Below are 18,046 nucleotides of genomic sequence, written 5' to 3' on the forward strand. Positions count from 1 at the left end.
GTTCACGCGGGAGCGGTGAACAGGTCGTGCACCACGGCTTCCCGGGGCGCGGCGCCGACGCGGGTGTACTCCTCGTACGGGAAGGCGTCCCGCAGCTGCTGCGGTGACAGCGCGAACCAGCCGGAGGCGGGCGGTACTTGGGTCACGTGACTGCGCAGCGCGTCGAGCCTGCGCTCGACGGCGTCGCCCTTGGTCACGTCGACGAGTGTGGTGATCCACTCGTCGTCGAAGGCGCCCGGCGGGGCGCTCAGGCCGCCCTCGTACGGGCTGGGCACCCCGCTGTCGACGCAGGCCTGGTGCAAGGCGCGGTGGCGACGTCGCGAGAAGGCGATGTGGTAGACGGCGGGTGTGTGGTCGAGGAGGTCGACGGCGCGCGTCAGCACTTCGTTCGCGCGGATGTGGTCGGGGTGCGGGTCGCGGGTGTGGTTGGTGCCGTATCCGATCACCACGTCGGGGCGTTCGTCCGCGATCACCCGGGCGAGGCGGGTGGCGGCCTCGTCGAGCGGGGCCCGTACGAAGGCCTCGGCGCCGCCCGCCGTGCCGTCCATGCCGGAGTCGCGGTAGCCGAGCCGGTGCACGGCCGAGTAGCCCAGGTTCCGTGCGCTGGCGTCGAGTTCGGCGCTGCGGACGGCGACGAACCGTTCGGGGGTGAAGTCGTCGGTGACGGCGGGGTTGAGCACCTCGCCGGCGCCGCCGTCGGTACAGGTGACCAGGACGGCGCGGACGCCCTGCGCGGTGTAGTGGGCGACCGTGGCGCCGCCGCGGGAGGCCTCGTCGTCCGGGTGCGCGTGGACGGTCAGCAGGCACTGAGTCATGTCTCGTTCCTTACTTTCCCTTGTTCGATTCGCTGGGTGGGCGGCCGTCACCGGTACCGCCACTCGGCCGCGGCGTCGCCGAGGGCCCGCGCCGCGGGTTCGAAGACGCTGCTGTCCCGGCCCAGCCAGACCTTGAACCACGGCCGTTCGCGCGCGTCCCGCTCCAGGCCGAGCAGGACGCCGTGCCGCACGACGGTCTGCTCGCGCACCTCCTCGACCGTGCTGCCGCCCGGGGGCCGCAGCAGGGTGAAGGGGGCGCCGCCGTGGTGCAGGACGGCGTCGTCGGGCAGCCCCGCCGCGCGCAGTGTGGTGCGCAGGAGCCTGGCGTGCCGGGTGGCCTCGGATCGGCGGCGCCGGGTGAAGCGCTCGGGTTCGGCGCCCCCGAGCCAGGCCGCCATCGCCGCCTGGGCGCGGAAGCCCGCGGTCGGCTCCCGCAGACAGCGCCAGCGGCCGGAGTACGCCGAGACCAGACCCGGGCTGCCCGCGACGGCTCCCAGGGCCCAGCCGCTGCACGCGAACTGCTTGCTCAGGCTGCGCACCGACACCAGGAGTTCCTGGCCGACGAGATGGCCGAGGAGCCGGACCGCGCTGGTGGGGCGCACGTCCTCGGCGGTCAGCCCGTAGAAGGCGTTGTCCACCAGGACGGGCACTCGCTCACGTTCGGCGAGGGCGGCGACGGCGGCGAGGAACTCGGGGGTCCAGTTGCCGCCCCACGGGTTGTGCTGCGGGTTGATGAGGATGCAGGCGACGTCGAGGCCCTCGCTGCGGCACCGCTGCCACGCCTCCTCCAGGTGCGCGGGGTCCGGGCCGTGCGGGGACTCGGGGGGCACCTCGTAACTCACCGGTACGTGTCCGGTGTCGCGCACCGACATGTCATATCCCCACCCGGGGCGCGGCAGCAGCACGGCGCTGGGGCCCGGGCGGCCGTCCTTGAGCATGCGCAGCAGGTCGAAGATGGCCGCGCCGGTGCCCGACCACGCGACGCTGACGAGCGGCTCCGCCGCGGTGTCCCACTCCTCGTCGGCGGCGAGCCAGGCGTCGAGCCGCCGGCGCAGCTCCGGCAGGCCGTACTGGGAGAACAGCAGGCCGTCGCAGGGGGCCGCGTCCTGGGCGTGCAGGGCCTCGCGCAGTCCGGGCGGCGTGGCCTCCGCGTGGTCGGCGACGTGCAGCAGGTACAGCGGCAGACGGGCCTGGGCGCGGTCCAGCATCCACTGGGCGCTCGGGTCGTCGAAGGGGCGGACGGTGTCGACGGATGTGCGCCGGATCAGCCAGCCGTCGTCGGTGAGCCGTTCCGGTGCGGCGGTCTGCGCGCCGCTCGCCGTGGCGGTCATCGGGTCGCCCCCGCCGTGCCGAGCCCGGGGACGGCGTCGGCCATCTCCCGTACGGATTCGAGGAGTTGCACGTACCGTTCGCGCCAGTCGGCCTCCTCCTCCCTGGCGGCGGGCGGCGGCACGGGGATGCCGGGCACCTCGCCGAGGGCCTCCGGGTCCATCTTGGCCGGGTCGGCGTGGTAGATGCGCGAGCCGCGCACCACCGCGCCGTCGGTCTCGAAGCCCGCGGCCGCGAGGCGTTCGGTGCTGAGCCAGGCCTTGTGCAGGGCCGACTCCAGGACGGCGTACTCCTCGTACGGCATGGGGTCCTGGTCCCGTCGGGCGTCCTGGATCTCGGTGAGCAGCTCGGGGAGGTTCACGATGTGCTCCGGTACGGGGGTGGTGACGATGACGCGCTGGGTGGCGACGCGTGCCAACTCGCGTACGGCGGGCACCACATCGGGGACGTAGAGGTGTTCCAGGGTCTCCGTGCACAGGGCGGTGTCGACGACGTCGTCGTCCAGGGTCAGGGCGGTGGCGGGGCACAGGTGGAGGCGGTCGTAGATCCGGTGCCGCTCGGCCAGCCGGGTGGCGTGCGGGGAGTTGTCGAGGCCGTGCAGGATCCCGGGCTCGGTGATGCCCTGCTTCAGCCAGCTCTCGGTGTGGCCCCAGCCGGCGCGCAGCAGGAATCCATAGGCGCCGGAGCCGCAGCCGACGTCGGCGACCGTGGCGCCGCGCACGAGCTGCAACGCCTCCCACACCAACGGGGGCGGACTGACCTGGGCGGTCGTGGTGTGCCAGAGACGGTAGTCCCGCATCGTGTCTCCTTCGTGAAACGTCGTGTGCAACGGGCGGTTGTGGGGTGGTCAGCCAGGGGCGCCGCCCTGGACGGAGCCGTAGCGCACGTGGGAGAAGAGCGCGGGGGCGGCGCCGTGGCCGACGCGCGCGGTCTGCACGGGCTGGCCCTTCATGCAGAACGTGACGCTGTGCATGGTCCACGCCTCGGGGCCCGCCACATGTGCGCAGGACCGCCAGAAGTCCAGGGTCCGGCCGTGGTAGCGGGGACCGCGCAGCGGCTCGACGCGCTGTCCGCCCCGGATGCGCCAGGCCAGTTCGCAGGTGAAGTGGAAGACCTCGCGGTGGTCGTCGATGGAGAAGGAGTGGTTCCCGGTGAGCAGCAGGCCCTCGCCCATGGTGTCGAGCAGGTCCTGCTCGGTGCCGGAGCCGGGCAGCAGGTTCACGTTCGTCATGCGGACCAGGGGCAGGGCGGCGCCCTCGGCCCGCGCGCCGGCGGCGGTCAGTGGCCGCCCCGACGCGGCGGCTACCGTGCGGCTGCTCAACAGGCCGACCAGGGTGCCCCGTTCGATGAGCGGTGCGGCGGCGGTCGGCGTGCCCTCGTCGTCCCAGGGCGTCGCGCCGGCCCCGGTGCCCGTCGGGTCGGCCACCACGGACACGTGCTCGGATCCGTAGGCGAGGTGCCCCACGTCCTGGAGGGTGACGAAGGAGCCGCCCGCGTAGTCGGCCTCCCAGCCCAGGATGCGGTCCTCCTCCAGCGGGTGCCCGACGGACTCGTGGAGCTGGAGGGCGAGTTGGCTGGAGTCGATGACGACGGGACCGGCGCCTTCCGGGCAGGGCCTGGCCCGGGAGAGCAGCACCGCCTCGCGGGCGGCAGTGGTGGCCCCGTCCGGCAGCCGGAGGGCCGCGATGTGCTCCCAGCCGGCGCTCGCGTGGCGCCCGGTGCGCTCCGGGTAGGTCCGTATGCCGGGGCCGCTGGGCCCGTCGGCGGTGGCGCGGACCCAACCGCCGCTCTGCACCGACTCCTTGGCGAGGTCGCCGCCGTCCGCGAAGAGCAGATGCGTGGTGCGCCGGTGGACCGAGAGCTCCGCCTCGGCGTGGTCGCAGCCGGGCACCGCCAGGGCCCGTGCCGCCGCCTCACTGGCCAGCTCCTCCCGCTCGGCCACGGCCACGGCCGCCGGGTCGACGGCGAGGGGCGTCCGGTGGGTGCGCGCGGTGGGCTCGGGCGGCCGGTGCGGCGGGGCCTTGTCCCCGGGGGACCGCTGGGCCAGGAGGCAGGCCCGCTCGGCCAGGCCGGCCAGGCCGCTCGCGTCGTCGGCGGGGCCGTAGGCGACTCCCACCGCGCCGTCGCGGTACACCCGCACGCCGGCTTCCCGTCGCTCCTGCCGGGTGTGGCCGCTGCTGGGCCCGGCCGCCCGGGTGGTCTCCTCGGCGGTGGTGTCGAAGTGGACCACGGTGTGGTCGGCGCCGTGCCGGCCGGCGGCCCGGAACGCGGCGGCGGCGAGCCGTCGCGCCCTAGTCACCGTGCGCCCGGGCGTAGACGGACACGTGGTAGCGGCTGTCCGGGCGGTAGGCGGCACCGTCGAAGTCGGCGTGGCGGCTGCGGAGTTCGAAGCCCGCGAAGCGGGCCATCAGGTCCAGCTCCGTGGGGTGGGAGTAGCGCAGTGTGTACGGGAAGAAGCGGGCGCCGGACTCGCTCAGGACGATGTGATGGGCCGTCAGCGTCTGAGCGACGGGATCGTGTTTGGAGACGTCGAGGTGGACGCCGTCGTGCTCCAGCTCGACCACGCCGACGTCACTGCCGTCGGGCAGGGACTTGGGGTTGAGGCACTGAAGGACCAGGAGGCCCTCCGTTTCGAGGCAGTTGGCCGCCGACCGCAGGCAGGCGATCTGCTCGTCCTGCGTCAGCAGGCAAAAAAGCGTGTTGAACAGGGCGAAGACGAGGCCGAAGCGGCGCTCCCCCAGATCGAGGCGGCCGAAGTCCTGTTGGTGGCCGTGCACCGCACCGCCGCTCTTCTCCTTGAGGATCTCCAGCATCCGCGCCGAGCTGTCCACGCCGTGCACCTCGACGCCGGACTCGGCGAGCGGCACGGCGACCCGGCCGGTACCCACGCCGAGTTCGAGGGCCGGGCGGCCGTTGGCGAGTGCGGCCAGGAAGGGGGCCGCGCGGTCCGCGTCCGGGGGCGGTCCCGCGTCCCCGGGCCACACGTCGTAGACATCTGCGATCTTGTCACCGTAGAGCTTCGCGAAATCATGGTCGGACATTGAATTCTCTTTCCTCACCAGGACGTTGGCCACTCGGCGAGCGGCCGCAGGGAGACGGTGGCATGGGACGCGAGGGACAGTCGACACGGCAGCCGGTACCGGCGGTGTTCTTCGACCGGGACGGCGTGCTGATCGAGGCGACGGTGCGCGACGGCAGGCCCTACCCGCCGCGCAGTGCGGACGACGTCCGGCTCGATCCGCACGCCGTGGACGCGGTGCTCTCCCTGCGCGCGGCCGGTTTCGCCCTGGCCGTCGTCACCAATCAGCCGGACGTGGCCCGCGGCACGGCCACCGCGGAGGCGGTGCGCGCCGTCAACGCGCGCACCGCCGAACTGCTCGGCATCGCCCCGGAGTCCTTCTTCACCTGCCTCCACGACGACGCCGACGGCTGCTCGTGCCGCAAGCCCGGGCCCGGCCTGGTGTTGCGGGCGGCCCGGCACTGCGGCGCCGATCTGTCGCGCAGCTTCGTCGTCGGCGACCGCTGGCGGGACGTGGGCACGGCGCACCGGGCGGGGTGCGCCGCGGTGTGGATCGACCGGGGCTACCGCGAGCGGCGACCCGATCCGCCGTACCACCGCGTGCCGAGCCTCGCCCGCGCCGTGGCGGTGGCGCTCGGCGGGCACGGCGGCCGCTGACCGGTGGGGCGGGTCACGGGGCGGCATGCGCACCGGTCACCTCCTGCCACCGCGGGTGCAGGCCGAGGCACCGCCACCCGGCTGCGGACAGGGCCGCCGGGTCGAGGGCGCCGCAGCCGTCCACCACCAGGCGGGCGGCGGGCCGCAGTCCCGCCCAGTCCGCGCCGTCGAGTTCTGGCAGGGCGGCGGCCACGAGCAGCGCGTCGGCGCCGCGCACGGCGTCGGCCAGGGTGGCCGCCCGCCGTGCGCCGACGTCGTCCGGCAGATCCTCGGCGACCGGGTCGTACGCGACGACCTCCGCGCCGTCGGTGAGCAGTGTCCGAACGAGCCGGAGCGGCAGGGAGTCGCGCAGGGTGGCCGTGCCCGGCTTGTAGGTGAGCCCGGCCACGGCGATCCGCCGGTCCTTCAGGTTCCCGAGTTCCGCGCCGAGCAGGTCGAGGGGGAAGGCGGCGTGCCGGTCGTTGACGGTGAGAACGGTGTCGAAGAACTCCGGCCGGCCCCACTTCGCGCCGATCCGGCTGAGCGCCACCAGGTCACGGCGCAGGGTGGCCCCGGAGAACGCCGCGCCGGGCAGCAGGGGCGCCGCGTCGGCCACCCTCGGGTCGGCCTTCAGGAGCCGCGCCACCACCTGAGGGTCGGCGCCCAGGTGGGCGGCGAGCCAGCCGAGCTCGTTGCCGAAGGACACGCACATGCCCAGGTAGGCGTTGGTGGCGTGCTTGACGAGCTCGGCCTCGGTGAGCGTGACGTACGCGGGCGTGGCGCGTGGGAAGAGCGAACGTGCGGTGCGCTCGGCCGTGCACCGCTCCTCCGCGCCCACCACCAGTCGGGCCGGCGCCACGAAGTCGTCCATGGCCCGGCCCAGGCGCAGGTTCTCCGGGATGTGCACGAGGTTGACGTCGGGACGGTGCGCGAGCAGGGTGCGGCGCCAGCGCACATGGGTGTGCGCGGGTACCTGGCTGAGGACGGCGAGGGTCGCGCCCGCGGGCGCGTGCCGGGCGAACGCGGCCACCGCCTGGGCAAGCCGCGCGTCGTCCACGCCGCCGTCCGCGTCGACGGCGCTGTCGTAGGCCAGGACGCACAGCGCGTTCCGCGCCCACTCGGCGAGCGCGTCGGCCACCCGCAACCTGCCTTCGCGCAGGCCCCGTCGGAGCACCTCGCCGACGCCGGGCTCGCCGGTCGGTGGCGTCGCGGCCGCCGCGCCGGCCCGCAGGTGCTCCTGCGGGTCGTACGCGACGACGGCGCGGCCATGGGTGAGCAGCCCGGCCGCGGCGGTCGAGCCGAGGTGCCACAGGCCGCAGACCGCGACCCGGTGCGTCGCGTCGGTCACGGCCGCTGCCACCCCCGTTCCGCCAGGAGCCGCCGGGCGCAGGTCCTGATGGCCTGGCGCCCGTCGGTGGGCGCGCTCCAGCCCAGTTCGTGCACGCGGGTCAGGTCGTATTCGACGACGGGCACGTCCCCCGGCCAGCCGCGCACGCCGCCCTCGTGCTCCAGCCCGACGCCCTTCAGGCCCATCTCGTCGATGACGATGGCGGCGATCTCGTCCACCGACACGGTGCCGGGGTTGCCGAGGTTGAGGACGTGGAAGCCGGGCCCCAGCTTGCCGCTGGCGGTGAGGATGCCGTCCACGCACTCCTCGACGAGGAAGTAGTTCTTGCGCTGCCTGCCGTCCCCGAGGACCTGGAGGCGGTCGCGTCGGGCGTCGAGTTTCTCGATGAAGTCGTGGATGACGCCGTGGTTCATGCGGCCGCCCACCACGTTGCCGAACCTGAAGACGTGGGCCGTGAACCCGTCCAGGTGGCAGTAGGCGCTGAGCAGCGCCTCCGCGGCGAGCTTCCCGGCCCCGTACATCGAGATGGGCGCGTACGGGCCCGCGTGCTCCGGCGTGGGCAGCGTCACGGGGTCGCCGTACACCGTGGAGCTGGAGGAGAACAGGACGGTGCGCGGTCCACTCGCGCGCATGGCGTTGAGCACGGAGAGGGTGCCCTCGGCGCACTGCCGCAGATCGAAGCCACGGTCGTGGTAGCCCTTGCGCATGTCCACGCTGGAGGCCAGGTGGACGACGACGTCGTCCTGCGTCCAGCCCGTGAGCTCTTCGGTGAGCCGGGCGGTGTCGAGCACGTCGGCGCGGACGAACCGCAGCCGCTCGTCGGCGAGCAGCGGCTCGATCCACCGGGTGGTGGTGTTGCTGAGGTCGTCGTACGCGACGACCTCCCGGGTGCCTTCCTCGGCGAGGAGCCGTTCGACGAAGTGGCTGCCGATGAACCCGGCTCCGCCGGTGACGCAGTACCGCCCGCTCATGCCGGCTCCCCCGCCTTCTCCAGGATCAGGGCGCGTGCGCCGACGCACAGGGCGTGGTGGACGAGGACGTGCAGCGACTCGATCAGCGGGGTCGCCACGGGCTCGGTGGCGTGCGGGATGTTGATGTGGACGTCCGCGAGGTCGCCGAGGGCGCCGCCGTCGAAGCCGGTGACCGCGACCACGGCGGCGCCGCGTTCCTTGGCGAGGCGGGCGACGGCGGGCAGGTTCGCCGACACTTCGCCCCCGCGGGAGCCGCCGTGCACGGAGAACGCGACCAGAGTGGCGGTGGGCTCCAGCCAGGGCTCGGCCTGCTCCCGGTAGACGACGGGGAAGCCCTCGTCGTTGGTCCACGCCGAGAACGCGGAGGCGTTGTCGTTCAGGCACAGCGTCCGCATGCGGCGCTGTCCGGGCACGATGGTGAGCTTGGCGAGGTCGGCGGCGAAGTGGGAGGCGGTCGAGGCCGAGCCGCCGTTGCCGCAGGACAGGGTGGTGCCGCCGGCGTGCCAGGTGTCGAAGAGCAGCTGCGCACCGCGCTCGATAGCGTCCGGTGCGAGGTCGGCGGTCAGCCGGCCCGAGTCGGACAGGAGGTTCCTCACAACACTCACAGGGGTCTCCTCATGGGTGATACGGGCCACCGTCGCGGCGATGGCGGCCGGGGTGTCGAAGTTCGCCCGCGCCAGTTCCATGGGTGGGATGGGCGCCCAGCGCTCCTCGATGGCGACGTGCAGCTCCTCCAGGGCGAGACTGTCGAGCAGGCCGGAGCTGAACAGGAGGGTGTCGGCGGTGAGTTCGGTCTCGTCGCCGCTCGGCGCGATGGTGCGGAGCAGGGCGAGGACCTCGTCCAGAGTGCTCACGGTTTCTCCCAGGTGAGGGTGTCGGCGGCGGTGTAGGCGGCGGCCACGACACGGATCGCGGCCGCTCCGTCGAGGGCCGAGGTCTGATCGGGTGCGGGCAGGGACAGCAGGCGGGCGAACTCGGCCCACTCCAGGGCCCAGGAGCGGTCACCGGAGCGGAACTCCTGGCGGGTGACGGTGAACGGCCCGTCCGTGCGCGGCCACACGGACAGTGACTGCGTGCCGTACGACCCGGCGAGCCCTTGTACCTCGGCCACGGCCTCGTCGCCGCCGACCTCCAGGCGGAACGTGTTCACCCACTGGGTGAGCGAGGAGTGCAGCTGCGCCAGCACGCCGCTGTGGTGGCGCAGGAGCACCATGGCGTCCTCCTCCAGCGGCGCGATGGGCCACACCGTGCTCGACCGGAGCGAGGTGACCGCCTCGACCTCGCCGAAGTAGCTCCGCAGCAGATCGACGACGTGGATGCCCTGCTCCATGAGCTGGCCGCCGGAGACCTGGCGGGGGTCGGCGCGCCACTCGCGCTCGTATCCGTCGCGGCCCGCGATGCCGTAGGCGGCGCGCGCCCACAGGGGGCGGCCCAGCTCTCCGCGGGCGATGCGGTCGCCGAGCGCGGCGAGGGCCGGGTGGTGTCGGTGGTTGAAGCCGCAGCCGAGGACGCGGCCCGTCGCCCGCGCGACCCGGCACATCTCGTCCGCCTCGTCGGCGGTGCGTGCCAGCGGCTTCTCGCACAGCACGTGCTTGCCGGCGCGCAGCGCCGCGAGCGTCATCTCGGCGTGCAGATGGGGCGGTACGCAGACGAGGACGACGTCGATGCCGTCGTCCGCCACCAGCTCCCGCCAGTCGGCCACGGCGTTCAGGCCGTGCTCGGCGGCGAACGCCTTGGTCGTGTCGGGGGTGGCTCCGGCGACCGCGACCGGCTCGGCGTCCGCGGCCTCGATCAGGGCCCGCACGCGCCGGGTGGCCTGGAGGCCGGTGCCGATGATGCCGCACCTGTGGGTCATGCCCGCCCCTCTCCGCGATGCGCGGTGACCCCGAGCGGGTGGGTGCCGACGACGACCCTGGTCAGGCCCTCGGCCGCCATGGCGGTGGTCAGGCGGTCCGCGTCGGCGGCCTCGGTGGCGACCAGGAGATGGCCGCCGCCGCCCGCGCCGACGAGCTTGGCGCCGTACGCGCCGTGGTCGCGGACCATCGCGTACCAGCGGTCGATCTCGGGGGTGCTCATCGCGTCGCTGACGGCGCGCTTGGCCGTCCAGTGCTCGTGCAGGAGCGCCCCGACGCGGGCGATGTCGGCGGCGACGAGTGCCTTGCGGACGTCGTCGACGAGGCTCTGGATGTGCGTCATGTCCCGCTTCCCGCGCAGTGCTCGGGCCTGTGCCGCCAGGGGGCGGCTGGCGGAACGTGTGAGGGGGGTGCGCAGCAGGAGCAGCCGGTGGTCGAGCAACGGCCCCAGCGCTTCGTACAGTTCGGGGTCGGGGCGGGCGTCGGCCGTGCCGTCCGGTGCGATGCGCAGCTCGATGGCCGCGCCGCTCGCCGCCGTCCAGTGGTCCTGCTGGCCCACGGGGCGGCCGCACAGGGCGCGTTCGATGCGGAAGGCGGCGCGGGCGGCGGCGGCCGGGGTGAGCGGGTCGCCGGTCAGGTGGGACAGGGCGGTGGCCAGGGCGACGAGGAACGCGCCGGAGCCGCCGAGCCCACTGCCGGGCGCGACGTCCGACTCGACCGTCAGGTGCACGCCGCGGTCGATGCCGAAGTACCCGAGGGCGGCGCGCACCAGCGGGTCGGGGTGGCTGGAGGCGTGCTCGGCCCGTGTCTCGGTGCCGAAGGCGCGCACGGTCACACCCTCGGGGGCCTCGGCAAGGCGCAGCCGCACGTGTGCGGTCAGGGCGACGGCCAGGAGTCGGCAGCCGTGCCGTTCGTAGTGTTCCGGCAGGTCGGAGCCGCCGCCCGCGAGGGAGAGCCGCAGGGGCGCCGTGACGTCGATCATTTCTCACCTGTCCGCAGATAGCGCTCGTAGCGGTGTGCCGTGCCGATGTCCGCGCCCGGTGCGCCGATCCGGACGGCGCCGAGCTCGCCGCGGCGGGCGAGCGCGCCGTAGAAGTCCGCCTCGGTACGGCCCGGGTGCCGGTCGAGGAGCCGTCGCTCCAGGGCGAGCAGTCCGCGGTCGCAGTGCGTCGCGCCGGGCGGCGGCGGGGACTTGGCGTAGGAGGACACCTGCTGCCCGCTCAGCAGCACATTGGCCTCGGGCGGCGTGGGCGCCGTGCCGACGGCCATCACCGCCGGGCAGTCGCTGGCCCTCGCGGCGGCGGTGAAGGAGCGCACGTCGATGGTGGGGACGACATCGCAGTACGTCAGCAGGTAGGTCTCGGGGAGCAGCGGCAGGGCGTGGCGGAGCGCCCCGATCGGGCCGAGCGGCTCGGGCTCCGCGCTGTGGGTGACGCGAAGGCCCAGGGCGGACCCGTCCCCGATCACCTCCTGGACCTGGGCGGCGTGGTGCCCGGTGCACAGCACGACATCGGTGACGCCGCCCGCCCGGTAGCGGCGCAGCGCCCGGACGAGGAAGGGTTCGCCGTCCACCGGGAGCAGTGCCTTCGCGGTCGTGCGCGCGTACGCGCCCATGCGGGTGCCCCGCCCGCCGGCGAGGACGACGAGGGTCATCGGTGGTTCGGTCGACGCGACCATGGCCGGGCCTCACCGTCCCGCCTCGTCGTGGGCCCGGCGGACGGCGGCCACGACCCGGGACACCGCGGCGTCGTCCATGGCGGGGAAGACGGGCAGCGAGACGAGCGTGTCCGCGGCGGCGTCGGCGACCGGGAAGCCCTGGCCCGTGCGGACGACGTGGTCCCGCAGCCAGGTGAAGCGGTGCAGCGGCTCGAAGTGGACGCTGGTGCCGACCCCGAGGGCGTGCAGCCGCTGCCGGAACGCGTCGCGCCGGTGCCCGTGCACCCGCACCGGGAACAGGTACCAGGAGCTGCGGTTGGTGGCGGTGTCCGCCGCGGGCAGCTCCAGGCGGTCGAGCCCTGCGAGTTCGCGCAGATAGACCTCCGCGATGGCGGTGCGCCGCGCGTGCAGCCGGCCGGCCTTGGCGAGCTGAGCCCGGCCCAGGGCGGCGGCCAGGTCGGACATGTTGTATTTGTGGCCGGGGCGGTCCACGTCGTACGCGGCGCTGTGACCCGGCCGGTAGCGGTTGACGGCGCCGCGGCTGAGGCCGTGCAGGCTCCACCGGCGGGCCTCGTCGGCGACGCGCGCGTCGTCGGTGCACAGCATTCCGCCCTCGGCCGTGGTGATCGGCTTCGTGGCGAAGAAGGAGAACGCCGACGCGTCGCCGGCCCGGCCCGCGACCGCGTCCCCGTCGCGTGCGGGCAGGGTGTGCGCGGCGTCTTCGAGCAGCGTCAGGCCGTGGCTGTCGCACAGCTCGCGCAGGGGTTCCATGGCGGCCATGCGGCCGCCGAAGTGCACGGGCACGACCGCCTTGGTGCGTTCGGTGATCAGGGACTTGACCTGGTCGGGGTCGAGGGTGAGGTGCTCGGGACCGACGTCCGCGAGCACGGGCGCCGCCCCGGCGTGGACCACGCTGGTGGCCGTGGCCACGAAGGTCATGGTGGGCACGATCACCTCGTCGCCGGGGCCGATGCCGTACGCCTTGAGCGCCACGTGCAGCGCGGCGGTGCAGGAGGTGAGGGCCACGGCGTGGGCGACGCCGATGTACGCCGCGAACTCCTCCTCGAAGGATTGCGCCTCGGCGCCGGTGGAGACCCAGCCGCTGCGCACGACGCGCAGTACGGCCTCCTCCTCGGCGGTGTCGAAGCAGGGCGCGGCGAAGGGGATGTAGTCGCTCACTCGTACTTCACCCCCGCGTCGGCCTGGAAGTCACGCACGGTGGCGCGCGCGTAGTGGTGGTCGAGCCAGCGGGCGAGCAGGGCGGGCGGCACGGTCACGGCATCGGCGCCCGCGGTCAGGGCCCGGGTGATGTCCGCGGGCGCGCGCACGCTGCCGACGAGGAGTTGGGCCGTCATGCCGTGCCGCCGCAGCAGGCCGGTGATGTCGGCGACGACGCTCTCGGGGCATCCGCCCTCGTCGCCGACCCGGCCCCACAGGAGGCTGGCGTAGCGGACGCCCGCCTTGGCCGCGGCGAGCGCCTGGCCCGCAGAGAGACAGGCGGTGGCGTTGACCGGTATGCCGTACTCGCGGAGCGTGGTCATCACGTCGAGGTGGGGCCGCCCGTCGGGCGAGATGACCGGCACCTTGATGACGATGTTCTCGCCGCGCGAGGCCAGCATCTTCGCCTGGCTCACCATGTCGTCGTGGTCCACTCCGCTGACCTGGACGGACAGGTCGCGGGGCGCGATGCGGCGGGCGAGGACGCCGACGGTGCCCGTCCAGTCCTCGATTCCCGACTTCCTCAGGAGCGTGGGGTTGGTGGTGACCCCGTCCACGATGCCGTGCGGCAGCCACTGTTCCACCACGGACAGGTCCGGCGTATCCAGAAAGATCTTCACGGCTTGACTCCGTTCGGATGCGAGCGAGCGAGGAAGCTCGGAGGTGCTGAGCGGGGGCGGGCTAGGCGGTGCTGAGCAGAGGCAGGTCCGTGACGAGCACAGCCGGGGAGCGCACCACACAGCCGCCCCAACTGACCGGGACGGTGTGGGCGGGGCCGAGGCCGCCGGCGATGCTCCGCAGCAGACTCGGTACGCGGACGCTGAAGCGGACCGACGGCACGGCACCGACGGCACGGCCGTCCGCCACCACGGTGGTGAAGTCGCGAGTGGCGGCGGTGAGCGTGCCGGTGTCCGCGTCGACGACGCTGACGTAGTGCAGGCGTTCCACGCGCAGGTACGGCTCGGGGGCGGCGGGAGCCTCGGGCAGCTCCACCACGAGGTTGGCCGGGTAGGCCGCGAGGCCGGACACCTCGCGCGAGGCGCGCCCGGTGGGGGCGCGTCCCAGGGCATCGGCGGTGGCCCGGTCCAGGGCGCACCCGACCACGGTTCCGGCCTCGACCAGGGGCAGTCGGGCGGCCGTCGTGCCCTCGCTGTCCACCGGCCAGCCGCCGAGTGCCCCTGGACTGTCCGTCACGGTGAGGGCGGGCACGCCGACCCGGGTGCCGTCCCAGTGGCGCCGAAAGCGCTCGACGTCGTCCGGGCCGTGCACGGCGAGGGCCACCGCGGCGAACTCCGCGAGCAGTTCCGCGAACGCCATCGGCTCCAGGACCGTGTGCGGCGGCAACGCCCCGGTGTACCGCGGCAGTTCGACGAGGGGCGGGACGAGGTCCGTGGGCAGGGGCGGCGGCGCGGACAGGTCCGGCAGGACCGTGGCGCGGGTGCGGGTGGTCTCCCCCAGGGCGGCGGTGACGAGGACGGTGCGACGGGCGACGGCACCGGTCGCGGCGGCTCCGGAGGCGGCGCGCGCCCCGGTCGTGCCGGTCAGGTCCTCGATGCGGCCGTAGAGTTCATGGCCATCGGAGGTGGCGGCGAGCAGCGCGGACAGCAGCTCCATGCGCCCGGTCGCCGCATCCGGTCCGGGCGGTGGCGCTCCGTCCACAGGCGGGCGGGCGGGGCCGCCCGGACAGTCGCCCTCCGTACCGTCGCAGTGGTCCCGTTCGACGTGGCTGGTGACGCGGGAGCGGGCGAACCTCAGCGTCCCGACCCGGGCCCTCCTCCAGGCACTCATGACACCTCCGCCAGCCTGTCGACCGCGGCGTCGGCCAACTCCCGGACGTTGGCGGCGAAGTCGAAGCGCGCGCGTACGCGCGCGGCGGCCGCGGCCCGCATCCTCCGCCGCTCGTCGGCGGTCAGCTTCCGCACCCGCCGCACCGCGTCGGCGACGTCGGCCGCGGTGCGGCGGGTGACGATGCCCGCGGCCCCGTCGTCCACGACCTCGGGCAGGTTGCCGGTGTCCGCCGCGATGACGAGGGCGCCTGACTCGCGGGCCACCCACATCGCCTCCATCGGGGACACCGCCCCGGGCTCGGCCTCCCCCAGGAACGCCGCCGCCAGCGTCCGGGGGGACTGCAACAGCGCGGACAGGTGTGTGAAGGGCTGGTCGTCCAGGAGGACGGCGGGCACCGCGTACCGGTCGGCGAGCCGCCGCAGACCGGGGTCGGGGCGGCGGGTGGCGATGACGGGCACGACGCCGGGCAGGTCGCGGGCGGCCTCCAGGAGCAGGTGGTAGCCCTTGTCCAGACCGGGGGCGCTGTTGCGCCCCCACATGACGACGAACTCGCCCTCGGCGGGCAGGCCGAGTCCGGCGATCCGCTCGTTGATCCGTTCTTCCGTCAGGACGCCGAAGCGGGGCGCGTGGCGCGGTATCGCGCTGCGGTTGGGCAGCAGGGCGGCGGCGGGGATGGCGTACGTGCGCGCGTACAGCTCCGCGGTGTACCGGGAGATGTAGCCGACGCTCACCCGGTCGCTCTGCCGGGTCCAGAAGGCGACGTCGCCGTCGGCGGCGATCTCGGCGGGCGAGGGCACGTGCGCGGTGTCGTGCGTGGCCAGGCCGAAGGTGTGCACGTGCAGCACCTTGGCGGCCAGCTCGCCGCCCTGGCGCTGGACCATGCCGGGGACGCGGGCGAACGCGCTGGTGCCGGAGACCGCCACCACCGCGTCGCAGCGCTCGGCGGTGTCCAGGACGAGCTGGGCGCCCGTCGCCGACAGGGCGTGGAAGAACCGCTCCTCGCCCCAGCCGTCCAGGCCGTCGCTGTCGCTGACGAGCCGGACGGCCCGGCCACCGCGGGCCGCGAGGTGCTCACGCACCCGCCGCCACCGCTCCTCGTCGTAGCCGGGCGCGCCCGGGTCGTAGAACGGCTCCCCGAGGACGAACTCCACCGACCAGCCCCGTTCGGCCAAGTGGTCGCGCAGGGCGTCCTGTTCGTCGAGCAGATTCCGCACATAGCCGGCCACGCCGCCGGCAGCCACCTGGGCGCCTTCGACCATCAGCCAGACGAACGCGAGCGCGCGCCCCCGTTCCGTCCGCGCCGTCACGGCCCCACCAGCACCGTCATGCGCCGTAGCAGCGCGTGAACGGCGGGGTCGTCGGCGACGGCGTCGTACGGCAGCCGGGCGCTGACCGCGGCCACGAACTGCTCACGGGTCAGTACGAGTTCGGCCCCGGCCCCGGCCCCGTCCCGCACGAGCACACTGTCGCCCTCGGCGGGCTCGACCGTAAGGCCCAGCTCGCACTCCTCGACCGCGTACTGGGAGAAGGCGAGGCGCCAGTCGAGCCGGGAGGCGGCCCGCTCCGCGGGGACGGGGACCCCGATGTCGTCGGCGTGGGTCGCGTACTCCGACGCGATGTGCCACGCCTGCAGGCCGACCAGGTACGGTCCCCAGCTCGTGGTGAGCGGGTCGGCCGGGTCCATGGCCCCCCAGGCGGCCACCACGTCCCGGTGGCGCTCGTCCCACTCCGCGAAGACGTCGCGGTGGCTCAGGTGGCGGCGCATCTCCACCTGGCCGACGTTGTACGCCTCGTCGTCGGCCCACTCGCCGAGCGAGGCGATGTCGTCGTGCACGCATGCCTGGTTGTACAGCTCGCCGCTCGCCAGGTGCGCGACGACGTCCCGGACGTTCCACTCCGCACAGCGTGTGGGCCGTCGCCACGCCGCCGCGTCGGCGCTCGTGAGCCAGGCCCGCAGGTGTCTTCCCTCGTCGGCCAGTGCCGTGACACCCGACCCGAGCCGGGCCAGTCCCTTGCGCTGCAACTCGATGGCGTAAATGGCTCTCTCCCAGCTTCCGGGTGTACGACGCGGAAGGGCGTCAGAGGTCATCAGAAGGGCGTCAGAAGGGGCCCGAGGCGGGCCAGGAAAGCATTTGACGAGGCGGTGGGCGATCCTTCGCGAACCGCAAGGGAAAGGTACCCGCCGGATAACGCGAAAACCATCGCACGGAACTGTTCTCGACTATCCGTCGGGGCCGCAACTACGGTGAACGAGCGCAGATTTCGCCCCTGTCTCGCCGGCGGGACAATCACAGCTTCCACGATTGCGGCAAACAAGCCCTTCAGACGGACCGAGGTGCCATGACAGCCGTTCGGCAAAGCCCGGAAATCATCGAACTCCAAGACACGGAACAGCGCCGGGGATGGCAGGCTTTCACCCTCTCCCAACTGCCCGACATGATCAGCGCGATGCACGTCTGTCACGCGGTGCACGCGCTGGCCGAGACGCCGCTTCTGGAGCGGCTGCGCCGCGGCCCACGGTCCGTGGACGACCTGCTCGCGGGCCTGCACGAGCCCACGGGGACCGGCTTCCTGCGGTACCTGGCGAACCGCGGGGTCCTTGAACGCCAGGGCGAGACCTATCTCCTCACCCGCCTCGGAGAGTTCCTCACCACTGACCTCTCGCTCGCGCGGCTCGGCATCTACGTGGGCGCCTACGGGTCCGTCACCGGCAGGATGGGGGACCTCCTGACGGGCAAGGCGACGTACGGGACCGACGTGGTGCGCGACGGCGGCCAGCTCGGCCTGCACTGCGCCACGCTGTTCTCGTTCTTCCACACCCCGGTGGTCGTCGAGGCGATGCGCGGCCGGGGCGCCCGGCGCGTCCTCGATGTCGGCTGCGGCGGCGGGCAGCTCCTCGTGGACGCCTGCCTGCGCGACCCCTCGCTCACCGGCATCGGGCTCGACATCGACCCCGCCGCCGTCGAGGTGGCCCAGGACCTGGCAGAACGCCAGGGCGTGGCGGACCGGGTGGAGTTCGTGGTGGGCGACGCCTTCGCGCCGGCCGACTGGCCCGAGGTCTGCTACGAGGCGGACGGCCTGTGCGTGATGAGCGCCCTGCACGAGCACTTCCGTCATGGCGAGCAGGCCGTGGTCGAGCTGCTCGACGAGTACGCGGCGCGGTTCCCGCACCAGAAGATCCTGCTGGTCGGCGAGCCCGAGCTGCGCTACGACGGGCGGGAGAACGACGACGACTTCTTCCTCATCCACGTCCTCACGCAGCAGGGCCTGCCCCGCGACCGGTCGGCCTGGTTCTCCGTCTTCGAGCGGAGCACCCTGGACTGCCGCCGGGTCTACACGCGCCCCGGCGCGGGCCCCCGGATGTGCTTCTACGACCTGGTGCCGCGGCGGTGACGCGAGCGGGCCGGGCCCCA

Annotated in this window: 18 protein-coding genes; 2 read left to right on the forward strand and 16 right to left on the reverse strand. The window is 73.8% G+C overall.

Annotation, left to right across the window (positions count from 1 at the left end; translation table 11 throughout):
* Positions 1-2: 2 nt before the first annotated feature.
* From SLINC_RS01370 to SLINC_RS01390, 5 genes are read right to left on the reverse strand one after another with little or no spacing between them, the layout of a single operon-like run.
* Positions 3-815 carry a PIG-L family deacetylase gene (locus SLINC_RS01370; protein WP_067425622.1) on the reverse strand — a complete coding sequence of 271 codons (813 nt, stop codon included), beginning with the start codon at positions 813-815 and terminating at the stop codon, positions 3-5.
* Positions 816-862: 47 nt separating this feature from the next.
* The gene (locus SLINC_RS01375; RefSeq protein WP_067425625.1) at positions 863-2,146 is read right to left on the reverse strand and encodes a pyridoxal phosphate-dependent aminotransferase; all 1,284 of its coding nucleotides are present in this window, start codon (positions 2,144-2,146) and stop codon (positions 863-865) included.
* Entirely contained in the window at positions 2,143-2,943 is an 801-nt protein-coding gene (locus tag SLINC_RS01380; RefSeq protein ID WP_067425628.1) for a class I SAM-dependent methyltransferase, read from the reverse strand. The genes SLINC_RS01375 and SLINC_RS01380 overlap by 4 nt, the downstream gene beginning before the upstream one ends.
* Positions 2,944-2,991: 48 nt before the next feature.
* On the reverse strand, positions 2,992-4,443 hold the full coding sequence (locus SLINC_RS01385) for a TldD/PmbA family protein (RefSeq protein WP_067425634.1): 1,452 nt from the start codon (positions 4,441-4,443) through the stop codon (positions 2,992-2,994).
* A complete protein-coding gene (locus SLINC_RS01390) occupies positions 4,436-5,185 on the reverse strand; it encodes a class I SAM-dependent DNA methyltransferase (RefSeq protein ID WP_067425637.1) in 750 nt (249 codons plus the stop codon). Before SLINC_RS01390 ends, SLINC_RS01385 begins: the two co-directional genes overlap by 8 nt.
* Before the next feature lie 62 nt (positions 5,186-5,247).
* On the opposite strand from SLINC_RS01390, the gene SLINC_RS01395 reads away from it, so the two are divergent.
* Positions 5,248-5,820: an HAD family hydrolase gene (locus SLINC_RS01395; RefSeq protein ID WP_067425645.1), complete on the forward strand. Its 573-nt coding sequence runs from the start codon at positions 5,248-5,250 to the stop codon at positions 5,818-5,820.
* A gap of 13 nt (positions 5,821-5,833) precedes the next feature.
* Here SLINC_RS01395 and SLINC_RS01400 read toward each other — a convergent pair whose 3' ends face one another.
* The 11 genes from SLINC_RS01400 to SLINC_RS01450 form a co-directional block, all read right to left on the reverse strand.
* Entirely contained in the window at positions 5,834-7,147 is a 1,314-nt protein-coding gene (locus tag SLINC_RS01400) for a UDP binding domain-containing protein (protein ID WP_159425318.1), read from the reverse strand.
* Complete coding sequence (locus tag SLINC_RS01405; protein ID WP_067425652.1) at positions 7,144-8,118, reverse strand: NAD-dependent epimerase/dehydratase family protein; 975 nt, start codon at positions 8,116-8,118, stop codon at positions 7,144-7,146. Before SLINC_RS01405 ends, SLINC_RS01400 begins: the two co-directional genes overlap by 4 nt.
* Entirely contained in the window at positions 8,115-8,972 is an 858-nt protein-coding gene (locus tag SLINC_RS01410; protein ID WP_067425655.1) for an SIS domain-containing protein, read from the reverse strand. Before SLINC_RS01410 ends, SLINC_RS01405 begins: the two co-directional genes overlap by 4 nt.
* Positions 8,969-9,973: a Gfo/Idh/MocA family protein gene (locus SLINC_RS01415; protein ID WP_067425658.1), complete on the reverse strand. Its 1,005-nt coding sequence runs from the start codon at positions 9,971-9,973 to the stop codon at positions 8,969-8,971. The genes SLINC_RS01410 and SLINC_RS01415 overlap by 4 nt, the downstream gene beginning before the upstream one ends.
* Positions 9,970-10,953, reverse strand: coding sequence for a GHMP family kinase ATP-binding protein (locus SLINC_RS01420; protein ID WP_067425661.1), 984 nt, complete (start codon positions 10,951-10,953; stop codon positions 9,970-9,972). The genes SLINC_RS01415 and SLINC_RS01420 overlap by 4 nt, the downstream gene beginning before the upstream one ends.
* On the reverse strand, positions 10,950-11,648 hold the full coding sequence (locus tag SLINC_RS01425) for a nucleotidyltransferase family protein (RefSeq protein WP_067425664.1): 699 nt from the start codon (positions 11,646-11,648) through the stop codon (positions 10,950-10,952). Before SLINC_RS01425 ends, SLINC_RS01420 begins: the two co-directional genes overlap by 4 nt.
* 9 nt (positions 11,649-11,657) lie before the next feature.
* Positions 11,658-12,806 (reverse strand): DegT/DnrJ/EryC1/StrS family aminotransferase, encoded by a 1,149-nt coding sequence (locus tag SLINC_RS01430; protein WP_067425667.1) that lies wholly within the window; start codon positions 12,804-12,806, stop codon positions 11,658-11,660.
* A complete protein-coding gene (locus SLINC_RS47855; protein ID WP_067425670.1) occupies positions 12,803-13,465 on the reverse strand; it encodes a transaldolase family protein in 663 nt (220 codons plus the stop codon). Before SLINC_RS47855 ends, SLINC_RS01430 begins: the two co-directional genes overlap by 4 nt.
* A gap of 61 nt (positions 13,466-13,526) precedes the next feature.
* Positions 13,527-14,633, reverse strand: a complete 1,107-nt coding sequence (locus tag SLINC_RS01440; protein WP_079164362.1) for a metallopeptidase TldD-related protein — start codon at positions 14,631-14,633, stop codon at positions 13,527-13,529.
* Positions 14,630-15,940 carry a glycosyltransferase gene (locus tag SLINC_RS01445; protein WP_067425676.1) on the reverse strand — a complete coding sequence of 437 codons (1,311 nt, stop codon included), beginning with the start codon at positions 15,938-15,940 and terminating at the stop codon, positions 14,630-14,632. The genes SLINC_RS01440 and SLINC_RS01445 overlap by 4 nt, the downstream gene beginning before the upstream one ends.
* Positions 15,937-16,722: a maleylpyruvate isomerase N-terminal domain-containing protein gene (locus SLINC_RS01450; RefSeq protein WP_079164363.1), complete on the reverse strand. Its 786-nt coding sequence runs from the start codon at positions 16,720-16,722 to the stop codon at positions 15,937-15,939. Before SLINC_RS01450 ends, SLINC_RS01445 begins: the two co-directional genes overlap by 4 nt.
* A gap of 251 nt (positions 16,723-16,973) precedes the next feature.
* Between SLINC_RS01450 and SLINC_RS01455 the strand changes: the two genes are divergently transcribed.
* The gene (locus SLINC_RS01455) at positions 16,974-18,026 is read left to right on the forward strand and encodes a methyltransferase domain-containing protein (protein ID WP_067425682.1); all 1,053 of its coding nucleotides are present in this window, start codon (positions 16,974-16,976) and stop codon (positions 18,024-18,026) included.
* Positions 18,027-18,046: the final 20 nt, after the last annotated feature.

It is taken from the genome of Streptomyces lincolnensis (assembly GCF_001685355.1).
Lineage (GTDB): Bacteria > Actinomycetota > Actinomycetes > Streptomycetales > Streptomycetaceae > Streptomyces > Streptomyces lincolnensis.